At 53.6% G+C, this 20872-nt stretch carries 19 protein-coding genes; 8 read left to right on the top strand and 11 right to left on the bottom strand.

Annotated elements, in window-relative coordinates:
- Positions 1–149: 149 nt before the first annotated feature.
- On the bottom strand, positions 150–413 hold the full coding sequence (locus FF011L_RS16440) for an alpha/beta fold hydrolase (protein ID WP_218932683.1): 264 nt from the start codon (positions 411–413) through the stop codon (positions 150–152).
- A 403-nt stretch (positions 414–816) separates the two neighbouring features.
- Complete coding sequence (locus tag FF011L_RS16435; protein WP_145352701.1) at positions 817–2052, bottom strand: polysaccharide lyase 6 family protein; 1236 nt, start codon at positions 2050–2052, stop codon at positions 817–819.
- 472 nt (positions 2053–2524) lie between these two features.
- On the opposite strand from FF011L_RS16435, the gene FF011L_RS16430 reads away from it, so the two are divergent.
- The gene (locus FF011L_RS16430) at positions 2525–3631 is read left to right on the top strand and encodes a serine hydrolase domain-containing protein (protein ID WP_145352700.1); all 1107 of its coding nucleotides are present in this window, start codon (positions 2525–2527) and stop codon (positions 3629–3631) included.
- 74 nt (positions 3632–3705) lie between these two features.
- Here FF011L_RS16430 and FF011L_RS16425 read toward each other — a convergent pair whose 3' ends face one another.
- Together FF011L_RS16425 and FF011L_RS16415 are read right to left on the bottom strand one after the other, a co-directional pair.
- A complete protein-coding gene (locus FF011L_RS16425) occupies positions 3706–3969 on the bottom strand; it encodes a hypothetical protein (RefSeq protein WP_145352699.1) in 264 nt (87 codons plus the stop codon).
- Between the two features lie 442 nt (positions 3970–4411).
- Complete coding sequence (locus FF011L_RS16415; RefSeq protein WP_145352697.1) at positions 4412–4804, bottom strand: CoA-binding protein; 393 nt, start codon at positions 4802–4804, stop codon at positions 4412–4414.
- A gap of 135 nt (positions 4805–4939) precedes the next feature.
- Here FF011L_RS16415 and FF011L_RS26880 point away from each other — a divergent pair, with 135 nt between their 5' ends.
- The 4 genes from FF011L_RS26880 to FF011L_RS16400 are packed head-to-tail and all read left to right on the top strand — an operon-like array spanning position 4940 to position 7157.
- On the top strand, positions 4940–5506 hold the full coding sequence (locus FF011L_RS26880) for a TroA family protein (RefSeq protein ID WP_246109458.1): 567 nt from the start codon (positions 4940–4942) through the stop codon (positions 5504–5506).
- A complete protein-coding gene (locus tag FF011L_RS26875; RefSeq protein WP_246109457.1) occupies positions 5506–5859 on the top strand; it encodes a TroA family protein in 354 nt (117 codons plus the stop codon). Before FF011L_RS26880 ends, FF011L_RS26875 begins: the two co-directional genes overlap by 1 nt.
- Positions 5860–5917: 58 nt before the next feature.
- A complete protein-coding gene (locus FF011L_RS27255; protein WP_145352696.1) occupies positions 5918–6124 on the top strand; it encodes a DUF1569 domain-containing protein in 207 nt (68 codons plus the stop codon).
- A 40-nt stretch (positions 6125–6164) separates the two neighbouring features.
- A complete protein-coding gene (locus FF011L_RS16400) occupies positions 6165–7157 on the top strand; it encodes a hypothetical protein (RefSeq protein WP_145352695.1) in 993 nt (330 codons plus the stop codon).
- Between the two features lie 59 nt (positions 7158–7216).
- On the opposite strand, the gene FF011L_RS16395 is transcribed toward FF011L_RS16400, so the two are convergent.
- From FF011L_RS16395 to FF011L_RS16385, 3 genes are all read right to left on the bottom strand, one after another.
- On the bottom strand, positions 7217–8761 hold the full coding sequence (locus FF011L_RS16395; protein WP_145352694.1) for an aKG-HExxH-type peptide beta-hydroxylase: 1545 nt from the start codon (positions 8759–8761) through the stop codon (positions 7217–7219).
- Positions 8762–8861: 100 nt separating this feature from the next.
- Positions 8862–9047, bottom strand: a complete 186-nt coding sequence (locus FF011L_RS16390; protein WP_145352693.1) for a hypothetical protein — start codon at positions 9045–9047, stop codon at positions 8862–8864.
- Positions 9040–9933 (bottom strand): glycosyltransferase, encoded by an 894-nt coding sequence (locus FF011L_RS16385; protein ID WP_145352692.1) that lies wholly within the window; start codon positions 9931–9933, stop codon positions 9040–9042. The genes FF011L_RS16390 and FF011L_RS16385 overlap by 8 nt, the downstream gene beginning before the upstream one ends.
- A 714-nt stretch (positions 9934–10647) precedes the next feature.
- On the opposite strand from FF011L_RS16385, the gene FF011L_RS16375 reads away from it, so the two are divergent.
- From FF011L_RS16375 to FF011L_RS27250, 3 genes are all read left to right on the top strand, one after another.
- Positions 10648–11178 (top strand): NUDIX domain-containing protein, encoded by a 531-nt coding sequence (locus FF011L_RS16375; protein ID WP_145352691.1) that lies wholly within the window; start codon positions 10648–10650, stop codon positions 11176–11178.
- A gap of 136 nt (positions 11179–11314) precedes the next feature.
- Positions 11315–11716: an RNA 2'-phosphotransferase gene (locus FF011L_RS16370; RefSeq protein WP_246109456.1), complete on the top strand. Its 402-nt coding sequence runs from the start codon at positions 11315–11317 to the stop codon at positions 11714–11716.
- A 39-nt stretch (positions 11717–11755) separates the two neighbouring features.
- Positions 11756–12445: an RNA polymerase sigma factor gene (locus tag FF011L_RS27250; protein ID WP_145352690.1), complete on the top strand. Its 690-nt coding sequence runs from the start codon at positions 11756–11758 to the stop codon at positions 12443–12445.
- Here FF011L_RS27250 and FF011L_RS16360 read toward each other — a convergent pair.
- The 4 genes from FF011L_RS16360 to FF011L_RS16345 all read right to left on the bottom strand — a co-directional run bounded on the left by FF011L_RS16360 (position 12352) and on the right by FF011L_RS16345 (position 20828).
- Positions 12352–12783, bottom strand: a complete 432-nt coding sequence (locus FF011L_RS16360; RefSeq protein WP_145352689.1) for a DUF4437 domain-containing protein — start codon at positions 12781–12783, stop codon at positions 12352–12354. The genes FF011L_RS27250 and FF011L_RS16360 overlap by 94 nt on opposite strands.
- 102 nt (positions 12784–12885) lie before the next feature.
- Positions 12886–13530, bottom strand: a complete 645-nt coding sequence (locus FF011L_RS16355) for an SDR family NAD(P)-dependent oxidoreductase (RefSeq protein ID WP_246109455.1) — start codon at positions 13528–13530, stop codon at positions 12886–12888.
- Positions 13531–14112: 582 nt separating this feature from the next.
- Positions 14113–17229 carry a sacsin N-terminal ATP-binding-like domain-containing protein gene (locus FF011L_RS16350; RefSeq protein ID WP_145352688.1) on the bottom strand — a complete coding sequence of 1039 codons (3117 nt, stop codon included), beginning with the start codon at positions 17227–17229 and terminating at the stop codon, positions 14113–14115.
- Positions 17226–20828: a DEAD/DEAH box helicase gene (locus tag FF011L_RS16345; protein ID WP_145352687.1), complete on the bottom strand. Its 3603-nt coding sequence runs from the start codon at positions 20826–20828 to the stop codon at positions 17226–17228. Before FF011L_RS16345 ends, FF011L_RS16350 begins: the two co-directional genes overlap by 4 nt.
- Between the last annotated feature and the right edge of the window lie 44 nt (positions 20829–20872).

Here is a 20872-nt window from a genome sequence, read left to right as displayed (position 1 = left end):
AAGAAATAGGATCGGCACCCTGCTCTTCAATTTGGTTCGCCGATAGTAGGTGTCGGCCACGGCAAGACACAATGAGTCAACGACTTTCTGGTTCATTGTATTTTCCGATTGAGAGTGTTCAGAGATTATTGAATCGCCAGCACGATTTTTTACAAACGCGATGATAGAAATTCACGGAGCTTTCTTGCAATAAACGGTCCTTCTTCTTCCAAGGCGAAGTGCCCGGTGTTGAGGATGTTGTAATCGACGTCTTTCACATCGCGGCGATATCCCTCGGCACCAGGCACAGGAAAGAACGCATCGTGCTCGCCCCAGACGATTAGCACCGGTGGTTGATTGTCACGCAAGTACTGTTGCCACTTGGTGTACTGCTTGATGTTGTTTTGGTAGTCGTAGAATAATCCCAACTGCACAAGGACTGGAATAAACCGATCAGCATCTGGTAAAGGGCGAATATGAACAGGTCGTTGTTGCAGTCCTAGAATCGTCCCCGTCCTCGAAATCACGCATGATCTCAGAACGCACTTTTGATCACGATCGACTCGACGTTCATCGCGCTTCTGTCGTTTTGAATCAGCTCCGTATTTCCTTATGAACTGCGGAACTGTTCAACTGACTGGTTGCGGTGGTCTGTTGACGAAAACAAATTCGTAACATTTGGGCCGCCTCCACCCTGGTCGCGACGCACACTGCAAGAATCGAGAACGCCGCCATAATAAGTGGGCTTGTCAGGCGACATGTCGAAAAGCGAGTAACGCCAGATCGGGCCCGGACAGTGGGTAGTGCCGGATTCCTTTTCGGCAGACAACGGGTGGGTCAGGGAATTCTGGCTGAATCGATTAGCACGTTATCTCGAATCTCATTGTCGGGAGCTTCATCGCTCACGATCAAACGGTCGGATTTCCCAATGATGGTATTTTCGCTGATCTTGTTCTTCGCTGGCGCGATCGTGGCTGACATCGATGCGGAGGCGTTGTATGGTTTTTTTGCCCATCGCGCCGAGTGCCAGCTTTGATTGCGGTTCGCACCAATCATCAAACCCACTCCGCTCGCGTTGATAATTGTGTTGGTCTGGATTACACAATTGGTGACAGGCAAGTAGGCAGCGGGATGTTTGGAGTCCTCTACTCCGTAATACAGCTGAATCCCCGAACCACTGCTGTTGATGATCGTATTGCCGGTGACGGTATGTCCCCCGCCTGAGAGTCGAATCCCGCCGCGGCAACCGACAAACCGATTATCGGCGATCGTACTCCGGTTGCCATGTCGGATCACCAGTTCACCGCGACAGTCAAGGAACAGATTTTTGCGAAATGTATTCTCCGACGTCTTATCGCTGATGATTTCGGCTTCTCCATTGCAACGGATGAATACATTTTCCTCTACCATGACGAATGTTTCCAGTTCGCAATGAGGATAGGCGCGACTGCCGATCTGGATCGTTTCTGCACCGTTTGCGCCAAGTGGCGGAATCTCGCGAAAAATATTATGGTCGATCCGTGTGCCAACGGGCGGTCCATCTCGGAGCGAGGCATCGTCGACGACAACACGGAGGCTAAGGTATTGCGTGCCAATAAAACGGCAGTGATCCACACGACAGTCGCTCGCTTTCCCGGTGATTTCCACGACGGCGCTTCCGGATTTTATTCGCGAATCACGGAACACACTCGCCGTGACTCGAGAAGCTTCGGCATCGTCGAAACGGATCACACTCCGCCTTGACTTCGGTTCGCAGGCATTAAAAACCAAATCGCGGACAAGGACGTGATCACCGGTGACGACGATCGCACTGCTGCCGCTGAAGACCGCGGCACCCGGGGCTTCGCCGCGGAGCGTGATCGGCGACTCCGCCGTACCGGACTTCTCAATCGTTAACTCCCAGTCATCGTACTGTCCGGCGGCTAGCACGATCTCGTCCCCCGGTTGGGCCGCGTTGATGCTCGCTTGAGCGGCAACTACGTTATCGATTCCCGCAGCAGCAGTTGTGTGGGGGCGCAGTACGAGGGCGATCAGGGAAACGGAGAGTACCAGTCGGCAGATAGAGTTGGTCATCAGCAGCCTTGGATTAGGTCGCGAGATCGAAAAACGGAGGGGGAATTAGCGCTATCTGCCCTCCAACCCCTTTTAGGTTTAGGGCCTCGTTCTCTGTTCGCTTGTTACGTTCATTTTTTCATGACTCCCAAGCAGGAAGATAGTCCCTCTTTTCAGGGAAGATAACAGCCTAATTTGGCGTCCCCATAAACGCTAGCCTCCTCGGGACGGTGGAGCGGGATCCAAGTATTCTGTGGCAACGTGTGACCGATCGCAGCGAGTTCGGTGTTGCTGGCTATGGGCCTATTTCGCTCCGCCAACGTAGCATGCTGCTGAAAATCGCGGAGTCTATGACGCTTTCGTGCAGCGACAGGTGATATTGCTAGACTGATTGTCGTTGGGGCTGCTGCTATGTCTTTCCTCGCGTCATTCAATCAACGGTTACAATTCTTCTGATGGTCGCCCGAGTCAGTCAGCCAAAGAGAGTCGAATTATGAAACGTCAGAAACGCCGCCAAATTCTTCAAGCCGGATTGGGCTTGGTCGTAGTCACGCCGCTGTTGGCTGCCGTTAGAAAAGGTCGCTTCGATGCTGCTGCTGAGATTTTGCGAAATGCAACCGCATCCGGTGTAATCGAATCCGCAACTTTCTACGTGCGGTGGAAGGACGATATCTTCTCACAGGCTTACGGAGGTGCCGCAACGGCGGATGCCAGCTTCCTGCTGGGATCCATCTCAAAACCGATGGTGGTTGCGGCGATCATGTCGCTGTTCGATGAAGGCGAATTCAAACTAGATGATCGAGTCGTGAAGTATCTTCCCGAGTTTCAGGGCGATGGCCGGGAGAGTATCTCGATGCGGCAACTGTTGACTCATAACTCGGGACTGCCCGATCAGTTGCCCGAGAATGCGAAACTGCGAGCGTCTCACGCGCCATTATCGGAATTTATTTCTGCTGCGATACGGACTCCATTGCTGTTTAAGCCGGGGGCCAAATACAGTTATTCCAGCATGGCCATTCTGCTGGCGTCCGAAGTGGCTCAGCGAGTCACGCAGAAGCCGATTGCCGTCCTGGTCGATGAAGTTGTCTGTCAGCCGCTGCAGCTGAAACAGACGGCACTGGGAATCGGTCGATTGCACGAAGAATCATTGATGCGGTGCCAAGTCGAACGCGCCGCTCCCGAATCCGGCGCCGGAGACCCCGCCGCCAAATCCTGGGATTGGAATAGTGACTATTGGCGGCGTCTGGGCGCTCCCTGGGGTGGAGCGTTTTCGTCGTCGCCTAACGTGGCGCGGTTCCTCGATGCGTTCCTGCATCCTCAAGGCAAGATGCTGCAAGCGCGGACAGCACGCATGATGATCCAGAATCACAATCCAGCTAACATGAAAGCCCGTGGACTTGGATTCGATCTGGGAAGCGATTTGAAGGGCCCCGCCCGAGAGGATGTCTTCGGGCATTCCGGTTCGACAGGCACGATTTGCTGGGCGGATCCCACCACCGATTCTGTCTGTGTTGTGCTGACGACGCTACCCGGTCGAGCGCTCACGCTGCACCCTCGTGAGCTGGTGTCCCGTGGTGTCGCCGAAACGCTCGACGCCTAAATTCAGAGCGGATGGCTGATCTCATGTCCGCGGACGTTCCAAATTAAGCAGATTTGCAAAGGAAAGACAGCCACTCACTTTTCATTCATGATTGAAAAAGTCAGGCAATCGGGCGTGACCACCGATGCCAGGAACTCGATTCGGATCGCGGATCCAAACGCTACGGTGCTCGCAACACTCACCAGTAGCGGGATCGGTTCCAAAAAGCCACGCTTTGCGGACGCACCACGCGATCCAGTGCAGGACTGAATCGCATTCGGATCGATCCCTTCCCCACGAGCTTCTCTGGGCATCTTCATCACCTCCATCAGCGTTACGGTTTTGAGCAGCGAACCCATTGGTATGGTATACAATCCGTGATCGAAGGCAACGATGCATTGCCTTCCCAGAAATCACGTTGGGACATTGGACGGCTTGTGACCGGAGTACCTGTTCGACCATTGCAAGTCCGGGGATATCGCACGAGTCCACCACCGGGTGCATGCCAAGTTTCTCGATCTCCACAGCCGCTGCATCGTCCTTGCCTGATTTTTTTGCGCGACTTACATGATTTGCTTCCTTGTTTGTTGCAGATCAGTGGAAAAACGCTTCCTTCGCCGGATGCGTCAACGAGCATTTCCTCAACGAGCATTTCCTCAACGAGCATTTCCTTAACGAGCATTTCCTTAACGAGCATGGCGAGCACTGGACTTTCGTCGGCGCCGAGGGCATTGATATGGACCGAAAGAATCGCATCGCGATCTTGGTTCGTGGCATTGCGAACATTTACTGTGTCTCGCGTCATGATTGGCGAGCCAGCAAGACGAGGATGCAGCTGCCGTCGTCGATGACGTTGATGCCCGCTTCGCGTGCGGATTGGCTAGCTTCGTAGTGTTCGGCTCCGGGCTGCATCCAAATATGTTTCACTCCGGCACGAATCGCGTCGGCGATGACCTGGCGTGTGACTTCCGGTGGCGTGATGATCGAGAGGGCTTCGGGGACGACGGGAAGGTCGGCGATTTTTGGATAAGCCTTGTGCCCTTCGATTTCTTCGGTGATTGGATTGAGCGGATAGGTTTCGCGGCCGGAACCGAGTAGGGCTATGAAGACTTTGTGGCCGTACTTGTGCGTGCGAGCGGACGCGCCGGCGACCGCGTAGGTTGTCGCGGCCAGGAATTGTTGGATTTCGGGCATGACCGTTTACCTTTCGAGTGTTTGTTTTCAGCTTGCGGTGAAAGTTAGCGTGATGGTGCTGGTAAGCACACGCTCTACGATAGCGTTATTGAAGAGCGTTTACTTTTCCAATATCCCATGGTTTGACGGCTCGGCATGCGAATTGTTTCCCTCCTTCCCAGTGCGACCGAGATCATTTGCGACATTGGGCTTCGCGATCAGATAGTCGGTGTCACACACGAATGTGACTATCCGCGGGGCGTTGAGCAACTGCCCGCAGTCACCGGGACGCTGATTCCGCACGACGCGACCAGCGGCGAGATCAACACGTTGGTTCGCGAGCGACTGAAGACCGAGAAGGCGTGGTATTCGCTGAAAATGGAGACGCTCGAATCGCTCAAGCCGGATTTAAGCGTCACGCAGGCTTTGTGCGACGTCTGTGCGGTTGCCGAAAGTGAGGTGCGATCGGCAGCTTGCTCGCTGCCCGGCAATCCGGCGGTAATCAATCTCGAACCGACATGTTTCGCTGATGTGATGCAGTGCATTCGGCAAGTCTCCACGGCCGCGGGCGCGGTGGATCAAGGCGAGCGTTTCATTTCCGAATTCAAGCACGCGTCGATGCAGTTGCTCTCCGGACAGAGCGGGTCACGTCGCGGCCGAAGGTCCTCTTGCTCGAATGGATCGACCCGCCGTTTTGTGCGGGCCATTGGAGTCCTGAGTTAGTGGCTCTCGCTGGCGGGCGCGAGGCGATCGGTGTTGCAGGCGAACGATCGGTGACGACGCCGTGGGAAGAGATCGTCGCGGCAGACCCAGAAGTTATGATCATCGCGTGTTGTGGCTTTGATGTTAAACGGACGCTGGAGGACCTGCCAATCTTGCGAGCGTTTCCGAATTGGGAATCGCTTCGATGCGTTCGGTTCAGTCGAGTCTATGCGGTCGACGGATCGGCATACTTCAGCCGTCCCGGACCACGGTTGGTCGACAGTCTGGAAATTCTCGCCCACACGTTGCATCCCAATTTGCATCCGTTGCCGACCGGATTGCCCAAGGCGACTTTAATACCCAGGGCTCCATGACTGATTTGCGATCGCTGTAGTTCCATGATTTGAACGCTGTGGCCTTGCAGCCAAGGCCTTGTTGGACAGTGGCAACGATCGGCATGGGCAATGGTCACTCGAGCAAATTTGTCGCCCTATCGTGTACGGGCAAGATCCGATCGTTGATGGCTATCCGAAGTGGATGCCGCTCTTCGCGTCCTTTCGTCACAGGCTGGAAGCTTCTGCCACGGGGCGAATCGCCGTTGACCGGTGTGGGGTGGATTGGGTATCCCCGAAACGATGATTTTGTATCTTCCCCCTATGGATGCCAGCCTGGACGAGCGATGATTTATTTCCTGACGACCAAACGACACAACTACACGATTCGAAAGTGTTTGGCGTCTCGGGGAGCTCCGCTGGCAGCTCGCGTTCGCCCGCTGTGTTACGGTCGGCTGTTTCTGCAGCAACGCTATGCGCCGGGAACGTACATCTTTTCCGACCTGGAACGCCTCGATGCAACGGCCACAAGGCGGGCGGCGGAAATCGAACGGCGAATGCGGAGCGATGATCGCTTTCACGTTCTAAATGTTCCCGGCGAAACTCAGCTTCGTTTCAATCTGCTGAACACGCTCGCCGAACGCGGCCTCAACGACTTTTGCGTCTACCGCTTGGCCGAATATCCACAGCCCGCTCACTTTCCGGTTTTTATCCGCGGCGAAGACGATCACAAAGGGCCACTGTCACCACTGCTTTACAATCAGCCCGAGCTCGAGCGGTGGGGGCAGCTCTTCCAGCAGCGTTGCGGCGGCCGCGACGGCAAGTTGGTGGTTGAATTCTGTGACGTTTCCGACGGCGATGGCGTCTACCGAAAGTACGCAGCCTTCAAAATTGGCGATCGAATCATTCCTCGGCATCTGTTCTTCGCCAGTCATTGGTGTGTGAAAGGTTGGGAGCATCTGGAGGAAAACTACCTGGACGAAGAATGGCGATACCTTGCGGAAGACCCTCACCAAAGGCAACTGCGACAGATCTTCGATACCGCTCGCATCGATTTCGGTAGGATTGATTATGGCGTCTGCAAGGGAAGGTTGCAGGTTTGGGAGATCAACACCAACCCCATGATGCCGGTCGACTACGGCGACGGGGGGCCGGTTCGCGCCCGGGTGCAGGATTGGTTCGATGCTCGCTTTTTCGACGCGACGCGTGAGATCGACGACCGCAGCGGTCACGTACCACTGTCTGCGAAACGCGTCGTGCCGCTGTGGCGAGCGGCCGAAATCCCGGCCCGCGCCGTTTACCAGCGGTTGAGGCGTGGCCAGCGACGGCGGGTCGCGTGAGTAAATGTCAACCGCTTAGGAAAGGGGCAGCGGTTTGCCGCGTCTCCATCGCGGCAAGATTACAGCTCGACTGCCGTTGGAATTAATTCTCGCATCGCGACGGCAAAATCGCGGACCTCGTCGAAGTGATTATTGACTACCTGAGCCGTTCGGTGGTTTAGATCATATTCCCGGATGTGCCGGATAACATCGTCTCGAGTCCGGATCGGCTCTCCCGCTTCGTCAACGTCGAACTGGAAGCCCGTTTGGTCATCAAAATCAACCAACGGTGTATCGCCGTTGATCCGCAGCGATTCCGCAACCATTAGATCCGCCTTCAGCGAATCGCTGATCGATTCGCAAATCGACCGACCCTCCGTGGTGAATTCGCCCCAGCACATTAACTGGGCAAGGGTGATCTGTAGCTGGTGTCCCAGCTTCGCAGCACGCGACTTTGCGTAGGCCAATTGCATGTCGGCCAAGTAACCTGATTTGACTGCAGAGATCCAGAACGCGTGGACCCGCTCGAATACGAATGCTGCATGAAACAGGCCGTAGATCGGTCTGGGGTCATCGCGCCAGGGCGAGTAAAACGTGGTTGGACGAATTGCGTCGATGCCATCGACCAAGAAAGCGACGCGCTCTTCCAAAGCGAACAAACGGTTGTGATAGAATTCGTGAATCAGGTCGTCGGCCAGCATCAATGGGTGGCGAGATGCGGTAAAAATCGCGGCTCCAGGAAGCCGCGAGCAACTGGTATTGAAAACCTCTCCGGCGCCCGGCGGTTTGAATGCGATCACACGCAGTGAATGCTCCATTTGACGATGGGTTTCCGGAGCGAATCGGAGGATCGTTTCGAGACAGCTGGAGAGCGTCTCGATGACATCGCGCTGGTCTTCGACTTGCGCCGAGACGACCGAACGGATGTCCTTTAAACCAGGGACGTTGAAGGCGTGTGGTTGGAGGGTGATGCTGCCCTTGCCGCATGCAACTTGCGGCCCAACGTGCAGGGTTGGTTCAACATGCTGGGTTGGTTTGTCGTTGGTTTGCGGCAACGGGGGCCGCGTCGAACACCGTCGTTTCGCTCCATCGACAAGCACCACCAGCGTGCCATCGGGTTGCACCCCGCAGAGATGAATCTGGGACGATGGATGCGAAATCGACAATGCGGTTCCTGGTAGGAAGGCCGGAGTGTTCAGAAGGGTTGGTGCGAAGGCGACCGACACATGGGATTGCACCGCCAGGGCTGCCACGAATACGTTGAATTGATTCAGGTGGTACGCGAGGGCTTTTTGCGGATCGGCGATTTCCAGGTCTCGCAGGTATTCTGCGGTTCCTGTGGAGATGCCTGCGCCACGATGCACCGCCGCCACCAAGTCAAACGCGACGCGAGCCCAGTGGTAAGCGCGCGGGTCGCAGAAAACCTGCGTAAACGATGCTTCTTCCGCCTGTTGGCACCAGGCCAGTAATCGTCTGTATTCCGCTTCGCTTTCGCTCGGTTTGGCAACGGATCGAAACAGTTTGTCCAGCGCTAGCAGGACGCCTACCGTCTTTTCGTGCTTCCACTGCAGCACGGAGGCCTCGGTCCAGAGTAGTCCGCTGTTTTTTTTGAGGTCGATTTGCATGATTTTCGTCAGTCCGTTTGCCCATCCCACCGGCTCCCTCGCGACGGTGAAGCCGCGGGAGAGCAAGCGAATGATAGATGCGAGGTGGGATGCGCTGCGATCAGTTTTCGATGCTGGCGACTCCGCCACCACCTTTTCCTGCGCCCGAAGCGGAAAAATCCTGAGGAAAGGTTTTTTGTCCGTCGAGCTCTGCGGTAGGCTGGTCGAGAGCTGCGAAGATCTGGTCGGCTTGGGTCTGCACACTGGCGCTGGTGCGGATGTCTTTGCGAGTCGTTATCTTATCCATCGTTAGTTGCTCCGGCCGATTGGAAATAAATCGTATCAACGCCTCGGCGCTTGCGTCGATACGAGAGGATGGGGTGCTCAAGGGCCTTGCCCGGTAATTCCTGAAGGCCCCGTCGTGCTCGGGTGATCCGGCTGCGGCGAACCTGACGGCGAATGGCACCGTTTTGCCGCCAGTCGGCTTCGTTGACATAGTCGCGATCGTGGTCCAGATGATAGGCGATCGCACGGTGACGAATTTGCAAACCGCGGATCCCAGCATTCTCCAGTCGCTCGCCCAGTTCCCGGTCGAGCCCGCCATAACGCATCTCCAGGTTGAAGCCATTGACGCGCACGAGGTCTTGTTTCCAAGCCGAAGAATTGTGCCCATTAAAGGTTGGGCGAGTGGTGGTGGCCCAGTCGAACCAAGGGGCCAATTGGGGGCGGCGGTCGATCCAGGTCCATTTGGAGGACGGAGCGAAGCCTTCCGCTTTCAGCCAGGATAGCTTCGTGACATTTGGGAACGGGACAGTTCCCTTCAGGATTCGATTGGTCAGCCGGCGCGGTAGGCGACAGCAGCCCCCGGAAAGAAAATGTCCAGGGCGGCAAAGGTCTAGATGTTGCTCGACAAAGTCGGCTCGCGGAACACAGTCTCCGTCGGTGAAGATCAAATAGGGGGCCGCGGCGGCTTGGATTGCCCGATTGAGAAGGCGTGTTTTTCCGAATCCTTGGTACGGTTGGGACAGGTAACGAATCGAGAACGATGCCTGTGCAGCTAAGCGGAGGATGACAGCTTGTGTTGACTCGGTGCATCCGTCCTCGCCGACGACCATTTCAAAAGCCGAAGTCGATTGATGGCAGTATCCTTGGAGCACTCGATGCAGGTAGTCGGGAGAGCGAAACGTCGTCATGATAACGGTCGCCCGTGGCGATTCGCTTGGCGACGTTGGGGTAAGCCTGCAGATCGATGTTGGGTTATGCTCGGACACGATCGAAAATTCGTTGCGAGATGTCAGTTAGCCCCCCCATTAGAGTCGATTTTGCTCTGCGATGTAAACAGCAATCCGAGGTTAGCATTTGACGGTTCGCTGAGCATGGCAACCGCTTGCCAAAGCGGCGGGAGCAGGCAGCGAGAGAGAGATCGTGTTGCGCAATCAAGACTCGAGTATTAAATCCCGGAACATCCGACTGTCTGAAATTCAGCCGCGATCAACGACGTAGGTGCGAAAGAAAAGTCCGGTTCGCCCACCAGCCCGCCGAAATCGACAAGCTATCATTCGCCCCCAAAAGATCCCCCTGAATTCCGCGATCAACGACGCGCAAAGCGTCGACCGGGCACAGAAGCCGCAAGTCTTTTGCTCCTACGGCAACCATCGCCTGCTGTGGACGTCACCAGCCTTCCCAAAGAAGCGCAACTCGCAAGCGTTCAGTATTCACGTGAGTAGTGTGAAGACGTTGCCTTTGTACGTCGCCGGCGGTTGTTATGGCGGCCACGCTGCTGGCGGCCAACGTGGCCTGCACGGACTACAGCTTGGCGAAGGGCGGAAAGTTAGTGGCGTATCGCTGGGATGGCGAATGGGTATAGTCAGCGGATAAGTTTCATTGGGTGGGAAAGGGAGACGCCGATGCTTGATTGGATCAAGGTTGCTGGGAAGTTGGCTTATGATCGGCCGACGCGCGAGCGTTTGTTGGGCTATCGGCCGGTCGTGATTTGTTTAATTCAATCGCTCGAGCGGGATGCGTTCTTGTTTGTTCAGCCCGCGGCCAGTCGCGACGCTTGGATGCCACCGCAGGAAGGAATCCAACCCGACGTTTCCGTCGAACGGGCGACCACTGAGTGTTTGGAAGTTGAGCTTGGAATCGGGCGAAACCAGATGCACTTTCGTCGCTCGGTTTGGCTGGGACGCCAAGCGATCCCGGAGCGGCAAGGGAGCCGCGATGTTAAGTTTTCCATCCGGCCGATGCAGGGGAAGGCTTACTATGGTTCACTCAGCAAGGTCGCTAAGGATACTTCGATCACCTGCAACCCCGCCGAAGTGTCAGAGTATGAATGGCTGACGGTCGATCAGATTCGCGATCGACTGTCGGACAATTCCGATCGCAAGGTCCAACTTTTAAAGGTCTTATTTGATAAACTGGTACACACTGAGCTTTGAATATTTTTTTTTGCCACGGATGAACACGGATCTTCACAGATTTGATCTGTATGGGTGGTACGTGTTGGGAACTGATCTTCGCTAATCGTACACGCATTCTTCCGGCGTATCGGCTGCCGGTTTTGATTCGTGTTCAATGCGTGTAGATTTGTCTAGATTTGTGTTCTTCCCTTCGGGAAAATTTCGGTCCAACCGGCTCTTTGGTCTGTGCTTCAATCCAGACAAGCTGGCATGGTCCATTTTCATTCAGAGACCTGCAAATCGCTCTCTATTAAATTTTACGCCCCCTGCTGCGTTCGTCGAAGGAATCCGAGCCGGCGGGTTGCAGAAGCGATCTCGAAATCATGTCCATCTGGCTGCCGACGAGGCAACAGCGATCAAAGTCGGCGCGCGGCGTGCTGAGCCGATAATTCTTCACGTCGATGCCGCGGCCATGCGTCAAGATGAACCCAAATTCTACCTGTCTGCCAACGGAGTCTGGTTTGGTCGATTCAGTGCCGACCAACTTCCTGACTTTTCCCAGGTGAGCCGCCCGTGAACCGTCTTAAGATTGTGAAAGGTAGCTTGCCCTACTAGGATGTCGAGGCAATCGTCAACGCTTGGCACCAGAACATCATTTCGTGGCGGCCATCGCTTCAAAAAATGCGTTTTGGGTTGTGTTTGGCGCAGGGCATACATGGACATTTGCTGTCATCATGGTGCCATGTGCTCAAATTCCGAACTCCAAAACCCCGCAGATCGTCAAGGCAATCGTTTCACAACGACTCGGTGGAGCATGGTCGTGGCTGCGGGTGTTACTGCATCACCCATCGCACGAGTCGCGCTTTCGATGTTATGCGAAACCTATTGGTACCCGCTGTATGCCTATGCGCGTCGCCGAGGCTATGCCCATCAAGATGCGCAAGACCTGATCCAATCGTTTTTCGCAAGTTTGTTGGAGAGCGAAAGTCTACGGGACGCCGATCCCCAAAGAGGGAAATTCCGTGCGTTTCTCCTGACGGCGCTGAAGAACTTTGCCGCGAAACAATGGCGTTCTGAGTCGATACAAAAGCGGGGTGGAACCAGCTTGACGTTGTCGCTGGATTGTCACGATGCAGAAGCCCGATATCTGTGTGAACCGAAAGATGGGAAGACACCAGAAGCGAGCTTCGATCGCAAATGGGCGATCGCCACTCACGAGGCGGCGATGTGGGGTTCACCTGCTGGCTGCGTCCAGAAAGAGCCAGCGGGCATCCACATCGGTTCGGCTTCCCGGTTGTCGTTGTGAACATCGCCACCGATCACCACGCCCCGGTAAGTGACGTTGTGGATATGAGGTGGCGAGGAAAATCCGTCGCCGAATTTGACGAGGAATCCCGTCGCTTCCGTTCCTGCTCGGTCGCCCCAGAGCGTTGCTGCCTGTGGGCTGGCCTCGCCTCGGGTAGGGTTGAGGTGCGTCCACTCGACTTCAGACGCTAAGACGACGGAGGAAGTTGGCGTGATTTCCGTTTCTTGAGCGATGCCGTTGGATGCGGTTGCGCAAGCAGCGATCGCAAACGCAAGCAGTAGCAATGCTCTCAGGAGCCTCCTCTTGGGTTTGTGAGCAAAGGAAATTCTGATTGCCATTGTTTGTGATCTTGTTTTAGCTAGGAGTATCATTTGTCACGACTTCTAAATCTTGGTCAGGGAAGTGGTCCGGCGACGGGCAATTGCGGACGCATTCCAACTTCAGGCAATGGTTGGAATAAGTCCGCCGTCGATTCGCAAAGGTGCTCCGTTAATGGCCGAGGCGAGTGGGCTGGCAACAAACGCTACCAAATTGGCAATCTCCTCCGGCTGGATCAATCTCTGAATCAAGGAGGTTGGCCGATTGTCCGCCATGAATTTTTGTTCAGCCGAGTCATATTCTTCGTTCGGAAATAAGTTGCCGACGAACTCTTTCACTCCCGGTGTCAACGTGGAACCAGGCATAACAGTGTTGACCGTGACGGCGCTTCCTTTGGTCAACTGAGCCAGACTACGTGAGACGGCAAGCTGGGCTGTTTTGGTCATCGCGTAGTGGGGCATTTCAGGAGCGGGCACGACGCCGGATTCGCTGCTGATAAAAATGATGCGTCCAGTGTTTTGCTCAAGCATTTGCTTGAGGTAATACCGGGCAAGACGCACGCCACTCATCACGTTGATGTCGAAGATGTGTTGCCAGGCTTCGTCCGTCAGGTCAAAGAAGTCAACGGCCTCGAAGATCCCCAGATTGTTGACGAGGATATCAATCTGTGGATGTTCGGCGATGGTTTGCGCGACGCCAGCGGAAGTCCCGTTGTCGGCTACGCTTTGTGCGTAGAGACCATTTTGAATGGTGTTCGGCTCCCGCAACTTAAAGTCGCATTTCGCTCCGCGAAAGCAGCGTCTCCCAGAACAAGCCGACGTTGGTCTTCACGAGTGACGCCGGCTTTTTTCGTGGTTTACGGCAGCCCTGGCAAGGACTTACGTCAACGACCGATCCGCAGGGATCTCTCGGGGTGTCTCTGGAATAGTAATTTTCGGCCGCCGCCGAAACGGTCGCTGGGGCGATCTTGGGCAAAGATTTCTGGTGTCTCTGTACTATTTGACCTCCAGGTTATGAAGTCCCAGAATGCTATCGGGAAAAAAACGGTCAACGATTCCTAGAGTCGTCCTAAGCGGAGACGTCCGATACAAAACCATTTTCCTGAATTGTCCGGACCTCCACTCAATTCCCAGACATCCGAAATGCAAGTCAAAGACGCCGTCTTCAATCGCCGAGCCATCAAGCACATTGATGCCAACTCCAATCTGAATATGCAACTCCGATGTTCTCAAAAAATTTCAAGGAACCTTGCATGAAGCGATCGAGGCCAGCCACCAGATTGCTGAGTTTCGTGATGAATGATGGTTGCCCGCGTTGTCACAAGCTGGTCTTGCTGATTCCGTGACCTGTCAGCGATCTAAGGTATTCTCGGACTTGTCGTCTGCCTTCAATACAGCCTGAAGGTCTTTCCGATGTGTTTCGGTGAAGTAGACATCAAATGACTCTCCAGCGAGGTCGATCGGTAAACGATCAGCATCAAGGATAGCGAATTGCTCGGCGATTGCATCCTTGGATTCATTTGCGAACTGAACCATCGCCGCGTGGTTCGGGCAGAGAGCCAAATAGTTTTGGAAGTACACTTTCGCCGTCCTGGGAATGAACTGAACCGTCTCGAAGTAGGGGTCACCGTTCGCCAAAGAAAAAGGAACGGCGTTCTGACAGATCTGGCAAAACATAATTCCATCTGCGTTAGTATACTGGTCGCGTAAATATGGCTTTATTTCTTTTTTGACGCCTGGGCTGACGGTCGAAACTGATCTCGGTCGGATCTCTTTTTCCTCCTCGGGTGCGTCCAGGGCAAGTTGACCGACTTTGTCGCCGCGTCGCTCGGGATTAGACGGCGAGCGTTCAGGCAGTTCAACATTTGTTCTTGATCGATACTCCGATTTGAACAACTGCCGGGCTTCGGCATCTAGAGCCGCAAACCACTTCGCATCCTCGAGCGACTGATCATCGCTGAAGCCTAACTCAGCCGCGAACTCCTGTTTCTTTTTGTACTCCTCGGTTCGTTTTTTAGCGTTTACGCCGAACGCAATCGCAGGAAGCCATTTCCAGCCAGGCGCGTACTCGAAGTCTTCGGGCAGTAGGCGGAAATCAGCTTCAGCAGGCCGCACAAAGTCATGACCCTGGGGCAACCATTGTGCATTTCGCAAGGTTACTGCGAGTTGCGAAAAATCTTCGCGGAGTGGCTGAGTTTGATTGCTGCGGTATTTTGCACGTGTCCAGTTCGTGTCCGCTTGTCGTGCAAGTGTTGTCCAAAGTAGTTTGGCTAACTCAACTGTTGGGTTTTGTAACGCATTGACCAATCCAATAATCTGAAAGTCCTTATCAATCTTGTGGCGACTCGGATTTCCTGGTGCCTGATGAACCAAAAAGGCGACGTTCGCATTGCTGTCGCAGCTCACTTGACTTATCCGCAAGCTAGATAATGCCCCAACGGTCTCAGCAAATTCGCATAGGATTTCCGCATGGCTCCGGACATCGGCGTACCTTGGTGACAAAGCGACTCGCCTGGGGCCAGCATCAACCGATTTGTAAAAATCCGACAAACCTGTTTTAAGAAACGGTTCATCAAGGTAAATCTCAGAAGGAATTGACCATTTACCGCTCATGTTAAGCAGGACAGCACGTTTAGCGAACAATTTGACGGCGTTGGGGTCGGAATGAATTAACTGCAAGAATCGCTTTAGATCACCGATGTGAGCATTAAACTCGCGTTCGCTTTTTCCAACATAGAATGAAGCCAGAATTGCTTCTACCTGCTCCGCTTCACCAACTTCTCGTACACCTGAATCTTCCAAAAACTTTTTTGCCGCGTCTTGGTCTGCCTTGCTTTTGCCGCTCTTGTAAACTTGCGAATCGACACGAGGAAATCGATCGTCGTTCGTCATCCCGTTTTTGCCGAAGAACGATTGATCCGGTCTCGCGAAGCACTGATTTGCAAGTCGCACGACTTGGATTGATTTGAAGCGATCAAGGCCCCCATTCTCTCCGTACTCTCGATGCAGCATTGCATACAATCGCTGAAGCCAACCTGCATCCTTAGATGCGAGCCATACGTCGAATCCCTCGTCTGGTTCTGATGTTTGATATCGGTAAGTGTGTTGACTCCAGTACCGTCCGTCTCCTTTTCGTCGCTCAAGAAGGCTCACGAAACGATCAACGTCCCAGCGTTTGATTTCAAGTCCTGAAAGAAACCGATCTGCATTGCTGTTTCGTTGTGGAGCGGCTACTGCCCAATCAAATGCTTCATCATCTTCCTGGATTTGACGCAGGTCCTCGCTGGGCAATAGTTCCTTCAAAACCGCCTTCGCCTGCAACAACTGTCTCGCTGGCAAGTGAGTTTTGGACTGCGTTGGTGTTAGCGGCTTTGTATTCATCGCCTCGACGATTGCATCACGAACTGGCTGATAGTTGGCAGGAATTCCGTCCTGGTCATGTGGGAGTACGTTTAGAAACTCGGCTGTTAACAAACCAAGATCTCGAATTTTCTCAAGCGCCTCTGGCATCAGGCTCGCCAGTTGGTGGAACAACGGATCATTCGCAGGCGTATCCTTGATACTTGCGCGACTCAACTCGGGAACAAACGGAGCATGTATGTGAAAACGCAGGCCCGATACTTCCTTTTCTGCTGGGAAGTAAACGGACACTCGCGCCGGTGTGCCAGGAACAATGCGAAAGACTTCGGAAATAGTGACTGAATCACGCTGCGGGGACTCGCTGTCTTTTGCCTCCAATGGGAACGCAACCGATACGTTTTGCGACGATAAACCATCAACAGGTTTCATGAATCGCAGGAACGATGAACTGGAAATTATTCTACCGCCCACAATTTTTTGCACTTTGATCAAATTCGGTGGCCGGTCGATGCGTTTGAGACCGCCTTGATTGCCACCGACAATTTCCCATTTCACTCGATGGATGTGGTTCAAGAAAATCAGCAACTCCTCTGAAAGAAGCTGAAGCCCTTCGGCAATTTCATCGAACGCAGATGCGGCTGACTTCTTCGGGTTGTTAAACGGAAAATCAAAAATGGTCGCTTTGTCTGCTGCACTGCGTGGTGGAATTTCCGTGGGAAGAACGAGATCGGAAATCCTAAAATTATGTGTTGGCGACCAGATTGAAGGAGTCTCGGAATATGCAAACACGGCTTTGAAACCGACACCAAAACGACCAATTTTGTCTTCGTTGTCCTGTTTTGTTCCTTTGCCAATATTGGTGATTCCCCAAACATCATCCTCAGTAAACGTTCTTCCATCGTGGGCAAAAATCAGCCGATTCTTCTCCAATCGGAACTGAACAATTCTCGCGCCGGTATCTTCGGCGTTCTGTAGCAACTCATAGATGAAGTGTGCCTTATCGGGGTAGAGTTGCTCGACAATCTGACGAATGCCAGAAAATCTTTCGTTTCTCAGGACCGCCGCCAAAGGCTCGTTCTCACTTCGCACTCTCTCAATAAAGTTCACTTTGCGACTCCTGACTTCACTCGCAAAATACCGACAACGACTTGCTTCGCGTGGATGTCCGCCGTTTCGGACGACTTTTCCAACTCTTCAAGCCGACGTTTACCATCACGCTGCGCCGACGCAAGCTCACGTTTTTTCATCAATGCGATCTTCTCATTCGTCGCAGCATTGATTTGATTTTCAAGCAATTGGCAGCGGGCTGTTCCGCTGGCAAGTAAACTCTGAATTCGGTGCTGGACTAACTCGACGTTGCGAGCGATGTGTTCAGCGCGAGCGTCACTCCATTTCGAGTGATGTCGGGCGTCCAGTTCTTTGGTCTGTTCAGCTTCTAAGCTCGTGCCATCGGTGGAATCAGTCGCAGTCTGAAGTAAAGTCATCAGCCGAGCCTCGATCTCGGGCGAGTCGCAAACAGCGACGAGTGTTTCGTCTGGCTTAACACCAGTGTTCCGCCATTGATGAACAGCGAATGCGTAGTCTCCTGGAACGAGTGTGGTATCGACGATTTCCAGGCCAACGGTCGGCGTTTCATTTCGCTGCAATTCTTCGGCGGCTTGTCGCAGCAGGGGATGCAGGACGTTGAGATAGGTCGAACCGTTGTTCTCGGCAGCCGATTTTTGATCAAATGTGACGGAAAGCGTAGGCATGTCTCCCTTAAGCCACTTTTCCCAATGTCGCCAAACTGGTTCGGTTGAACGCGGAGACCTCCGAAGAGCATCGAGCAGCGTTGCCCGAGCTTCTTGATTGAGTCGAAGCGTCTTGAGCGACTTCTCGCCCAAGATGTATTCTCCTAACGGTTCGAGTTTGCTCGCAAGATACGCCTCCACCGTCTTCTGCAACGATTCCGCAGACAGCCAGAACGATTCCGCCTCCTCAATTTCCTGTTCCCAAGTTTGGTTCGGTACATTCAAACCGAATAGTTCGGCTTGCTTCGATTCTAAGGCTTGTTCTTCCTGGATTCGCCGAATGCCGTTATCGGCCAACTGCTGCAACTGCGACTCGCGTTGCTCAGCGGTTAGTGCGAAGCTTTCCTCGATGCTCCGTAATTGTTCCGTGATCTCACCGAGTATTTCTTCACTACCACCGACCGAGTGGTTGAACACGCCGATACGAAGCAAGCACCGTTCGTAGATCTCTGCGTCCACCGTGCCCGGCGTGATCAAGTTGACAATTGCAACCGATTTGCTCTTTTGCCCATATCGGTCGATGCGACCGATTCGTTGCTCGATCCGCATTGGATTCCAAGGCAAGTCATAATTGACGAGCAAGTCACAGAACTGGAAGTCGAGACCTTCGCATCCCACTTCTGACGAAAGAAGAACGTCGATCGCATCATCACGTTCCTTGTCAAAGGAAAATCGCTTGCGAAGACTAGCACGTTCCTCGTCGGGTATGCCGCCATGGATCACGCCGAAACGCAAACCCTCCTGTTCACAGCGGTCAGCAAGATAGCTCAGCGTATGTCTAAACGTGGTAAACAGAAGGGATTTGTTGTTTTGCATCTTGCCCTTGTCGCGGAGCACTTTGAGTAACTCATCCGCTTTGCGATCATTATGATCAAGATTTTCAGCGAGCGAAATAATTTCATCGACGCATGCTTTGATCTGGGATAATAACGCAGGCGCAAGTTCGGTCGGTGCTTCACCTGACTCGTCCGTGACCTCCAAGTCTTTCAGTTTCCCTCGAAGGATATCGCTCAAAAGCGGTTTAAGTCCGTACAAACAGCTTGCCGCTTGTCGACGAACGGTAGTCATCATGAACTTAACGTTCTGTTGACCATGGGATGCGGACAGGATGTTCGCGATCGTTTCCAGCAGCTTGTCGTGTAGCTCTTGTTGCCCGGCTGTGAACTGGGCATTGAGCGTTTCAGGGGTTCGTACAGTGAACTCGCCGATGTCACGACGCCGCGTTCGATTGATGAGCGAACTGAACGTGTAAAGTTCCTCGATTGTTCGAGTGACCGCGACTCGTTTTTGGTCCGGAATTTCGTCACTGCGCAGCAGGTCGAACGCAGACTGAAATGCAGGCGATTCGCGAAGGAACAGCTTGCCCCATTGCGTATCAGCGGCTTCCTGCAAATGATCAACTGCGCGGCCTTGCCAGCCATCTTCTGCGGAACGGCACTCACTTACCGCGGCGTTGATCGGTTTGTTGGGCGCGGCCATTTGATTGAAACTGGCATGGTCGATAACCAAGTCCGGTCGCAAGACGTTAAGCAGCGTGAACAAATCTTCGCTGCCAAGTTGCACCGGAGTCGCGGACAAGAAAACGACAGCTTCGGCATTCTCGCAAAAGTAGCGAACTCCTTGGTGCAAGAACGTTTGCGGATTTCGCAAATGGTGGGCTTCGTCCACGATCACTAAATCGAATTTTGGTGGTGGATCGAGGGAAAGTAAGCCTTCTTTTGCCCTGCGACTCTTCCCCTCACTTCCGAACAGTAAATTGGAGTCAAACAATGAGAACGGAACGATCGCCTTCTCATATTGCTGTGGCCACTCACCTTCGAGATCCGTTTCCTCAATGCAATGGCGAAGCGTTGATCCGTCCAGAGCGGTGAACTGTTCGTCAAATCGTTTCATCTCCAAGAACCATTTACGTTCCGCAACCAGCGCCTTTGGGCAAATGATGAGCACGGATGAAATGTCCATCCGCGATTTCAGTTCCTTGATAATCAAACCTGCTTCGATCGTCTTACCGACCCCAACTTCATCGGCGATCAGCAATCGAGGACGATCAGCACGGACCAACTTTAAGACTGGCCGGTACTGATATGGAACAAATTGCACTCGCCCGCTGCGGAGAGAGAACAGCTTCGTTGATGAAGGCGAAAGCAGGATCAGGCTAGTCAAATGGGCGTGCAATTCTTTAGCAGTCAACGCGGAGGATTCGACGCTGGGCTGCTGATCTGCCGTAAGCTGCCTCTCGTAATACTGAGCGGTCGCTCCCTCATGAAAGACGCTGTATCGAACTTCGCTTCCGCTGGTGTCGATCCCAATGATGGGAACCAACACTGAAGAATCTGACCGTAGTGCAACGATATCGCCTAAGCGAAAAAACTTTGTAGCATGCTCTGGCTCGACATCCGGTTCGGCAACCGGTGTTGAAATAGGGGCGTCGACAGCATCTCTCTGATCTGATTTTGGGGTTGGTTCTTTGGTTGAGTTCAGCGACGACATTTCAGCAATCGCTTTGTTCTTATATTTCTCGACTTCGCCACGCAACACCCCGTCGGCGTCCAGCATCGCTAGAACTCGGGCAAGGGTATCGGCATCTCGATAGCGATCACTTGCAGAAACAGACTCCGACGACAGGTGCGCCCATCGGTTGCGAATGGTTTGAAGTTCCTTAATCCAACTACGACCTTCACGAGGCAGATTGAGCGACCTGGCAAGGTTGTACCAATTCTGATCGACAATCCTTACAAGTGCTGCAAAGTCGAACTGCTTCACATCGTCAATGCGTTTTTCTGCGACCAATCTCTGTTGCTGGAAACTCAGCGCGCTAACCACAAACTTCTGCCACCAATTGTCACCGAGCTGCGGCAAGTTAATCGACAAGAAACCCGCAAATGCTCTGGTTGATAAATGTAAAAGTTCGTTCATGAAGCAGGCAATAGTAGCAGGAGTAGCAGGTCGTTTTGGGAGGG

The organism is Roseimaritima multifibrata (assembly GCF_007741495.1).
Classification (GTDB): Bacteria; Planctomycetota; Planctomycetia; order Pirellulales; family Pirellulaceae; genus Roseimaritima; species Roseimaritima multifibrata.
The sequence above is the reverse complement of the archived record's forward strand: the minus strand, read 5'-3'. Positions and strand labels throughout refer to the sequence as shown.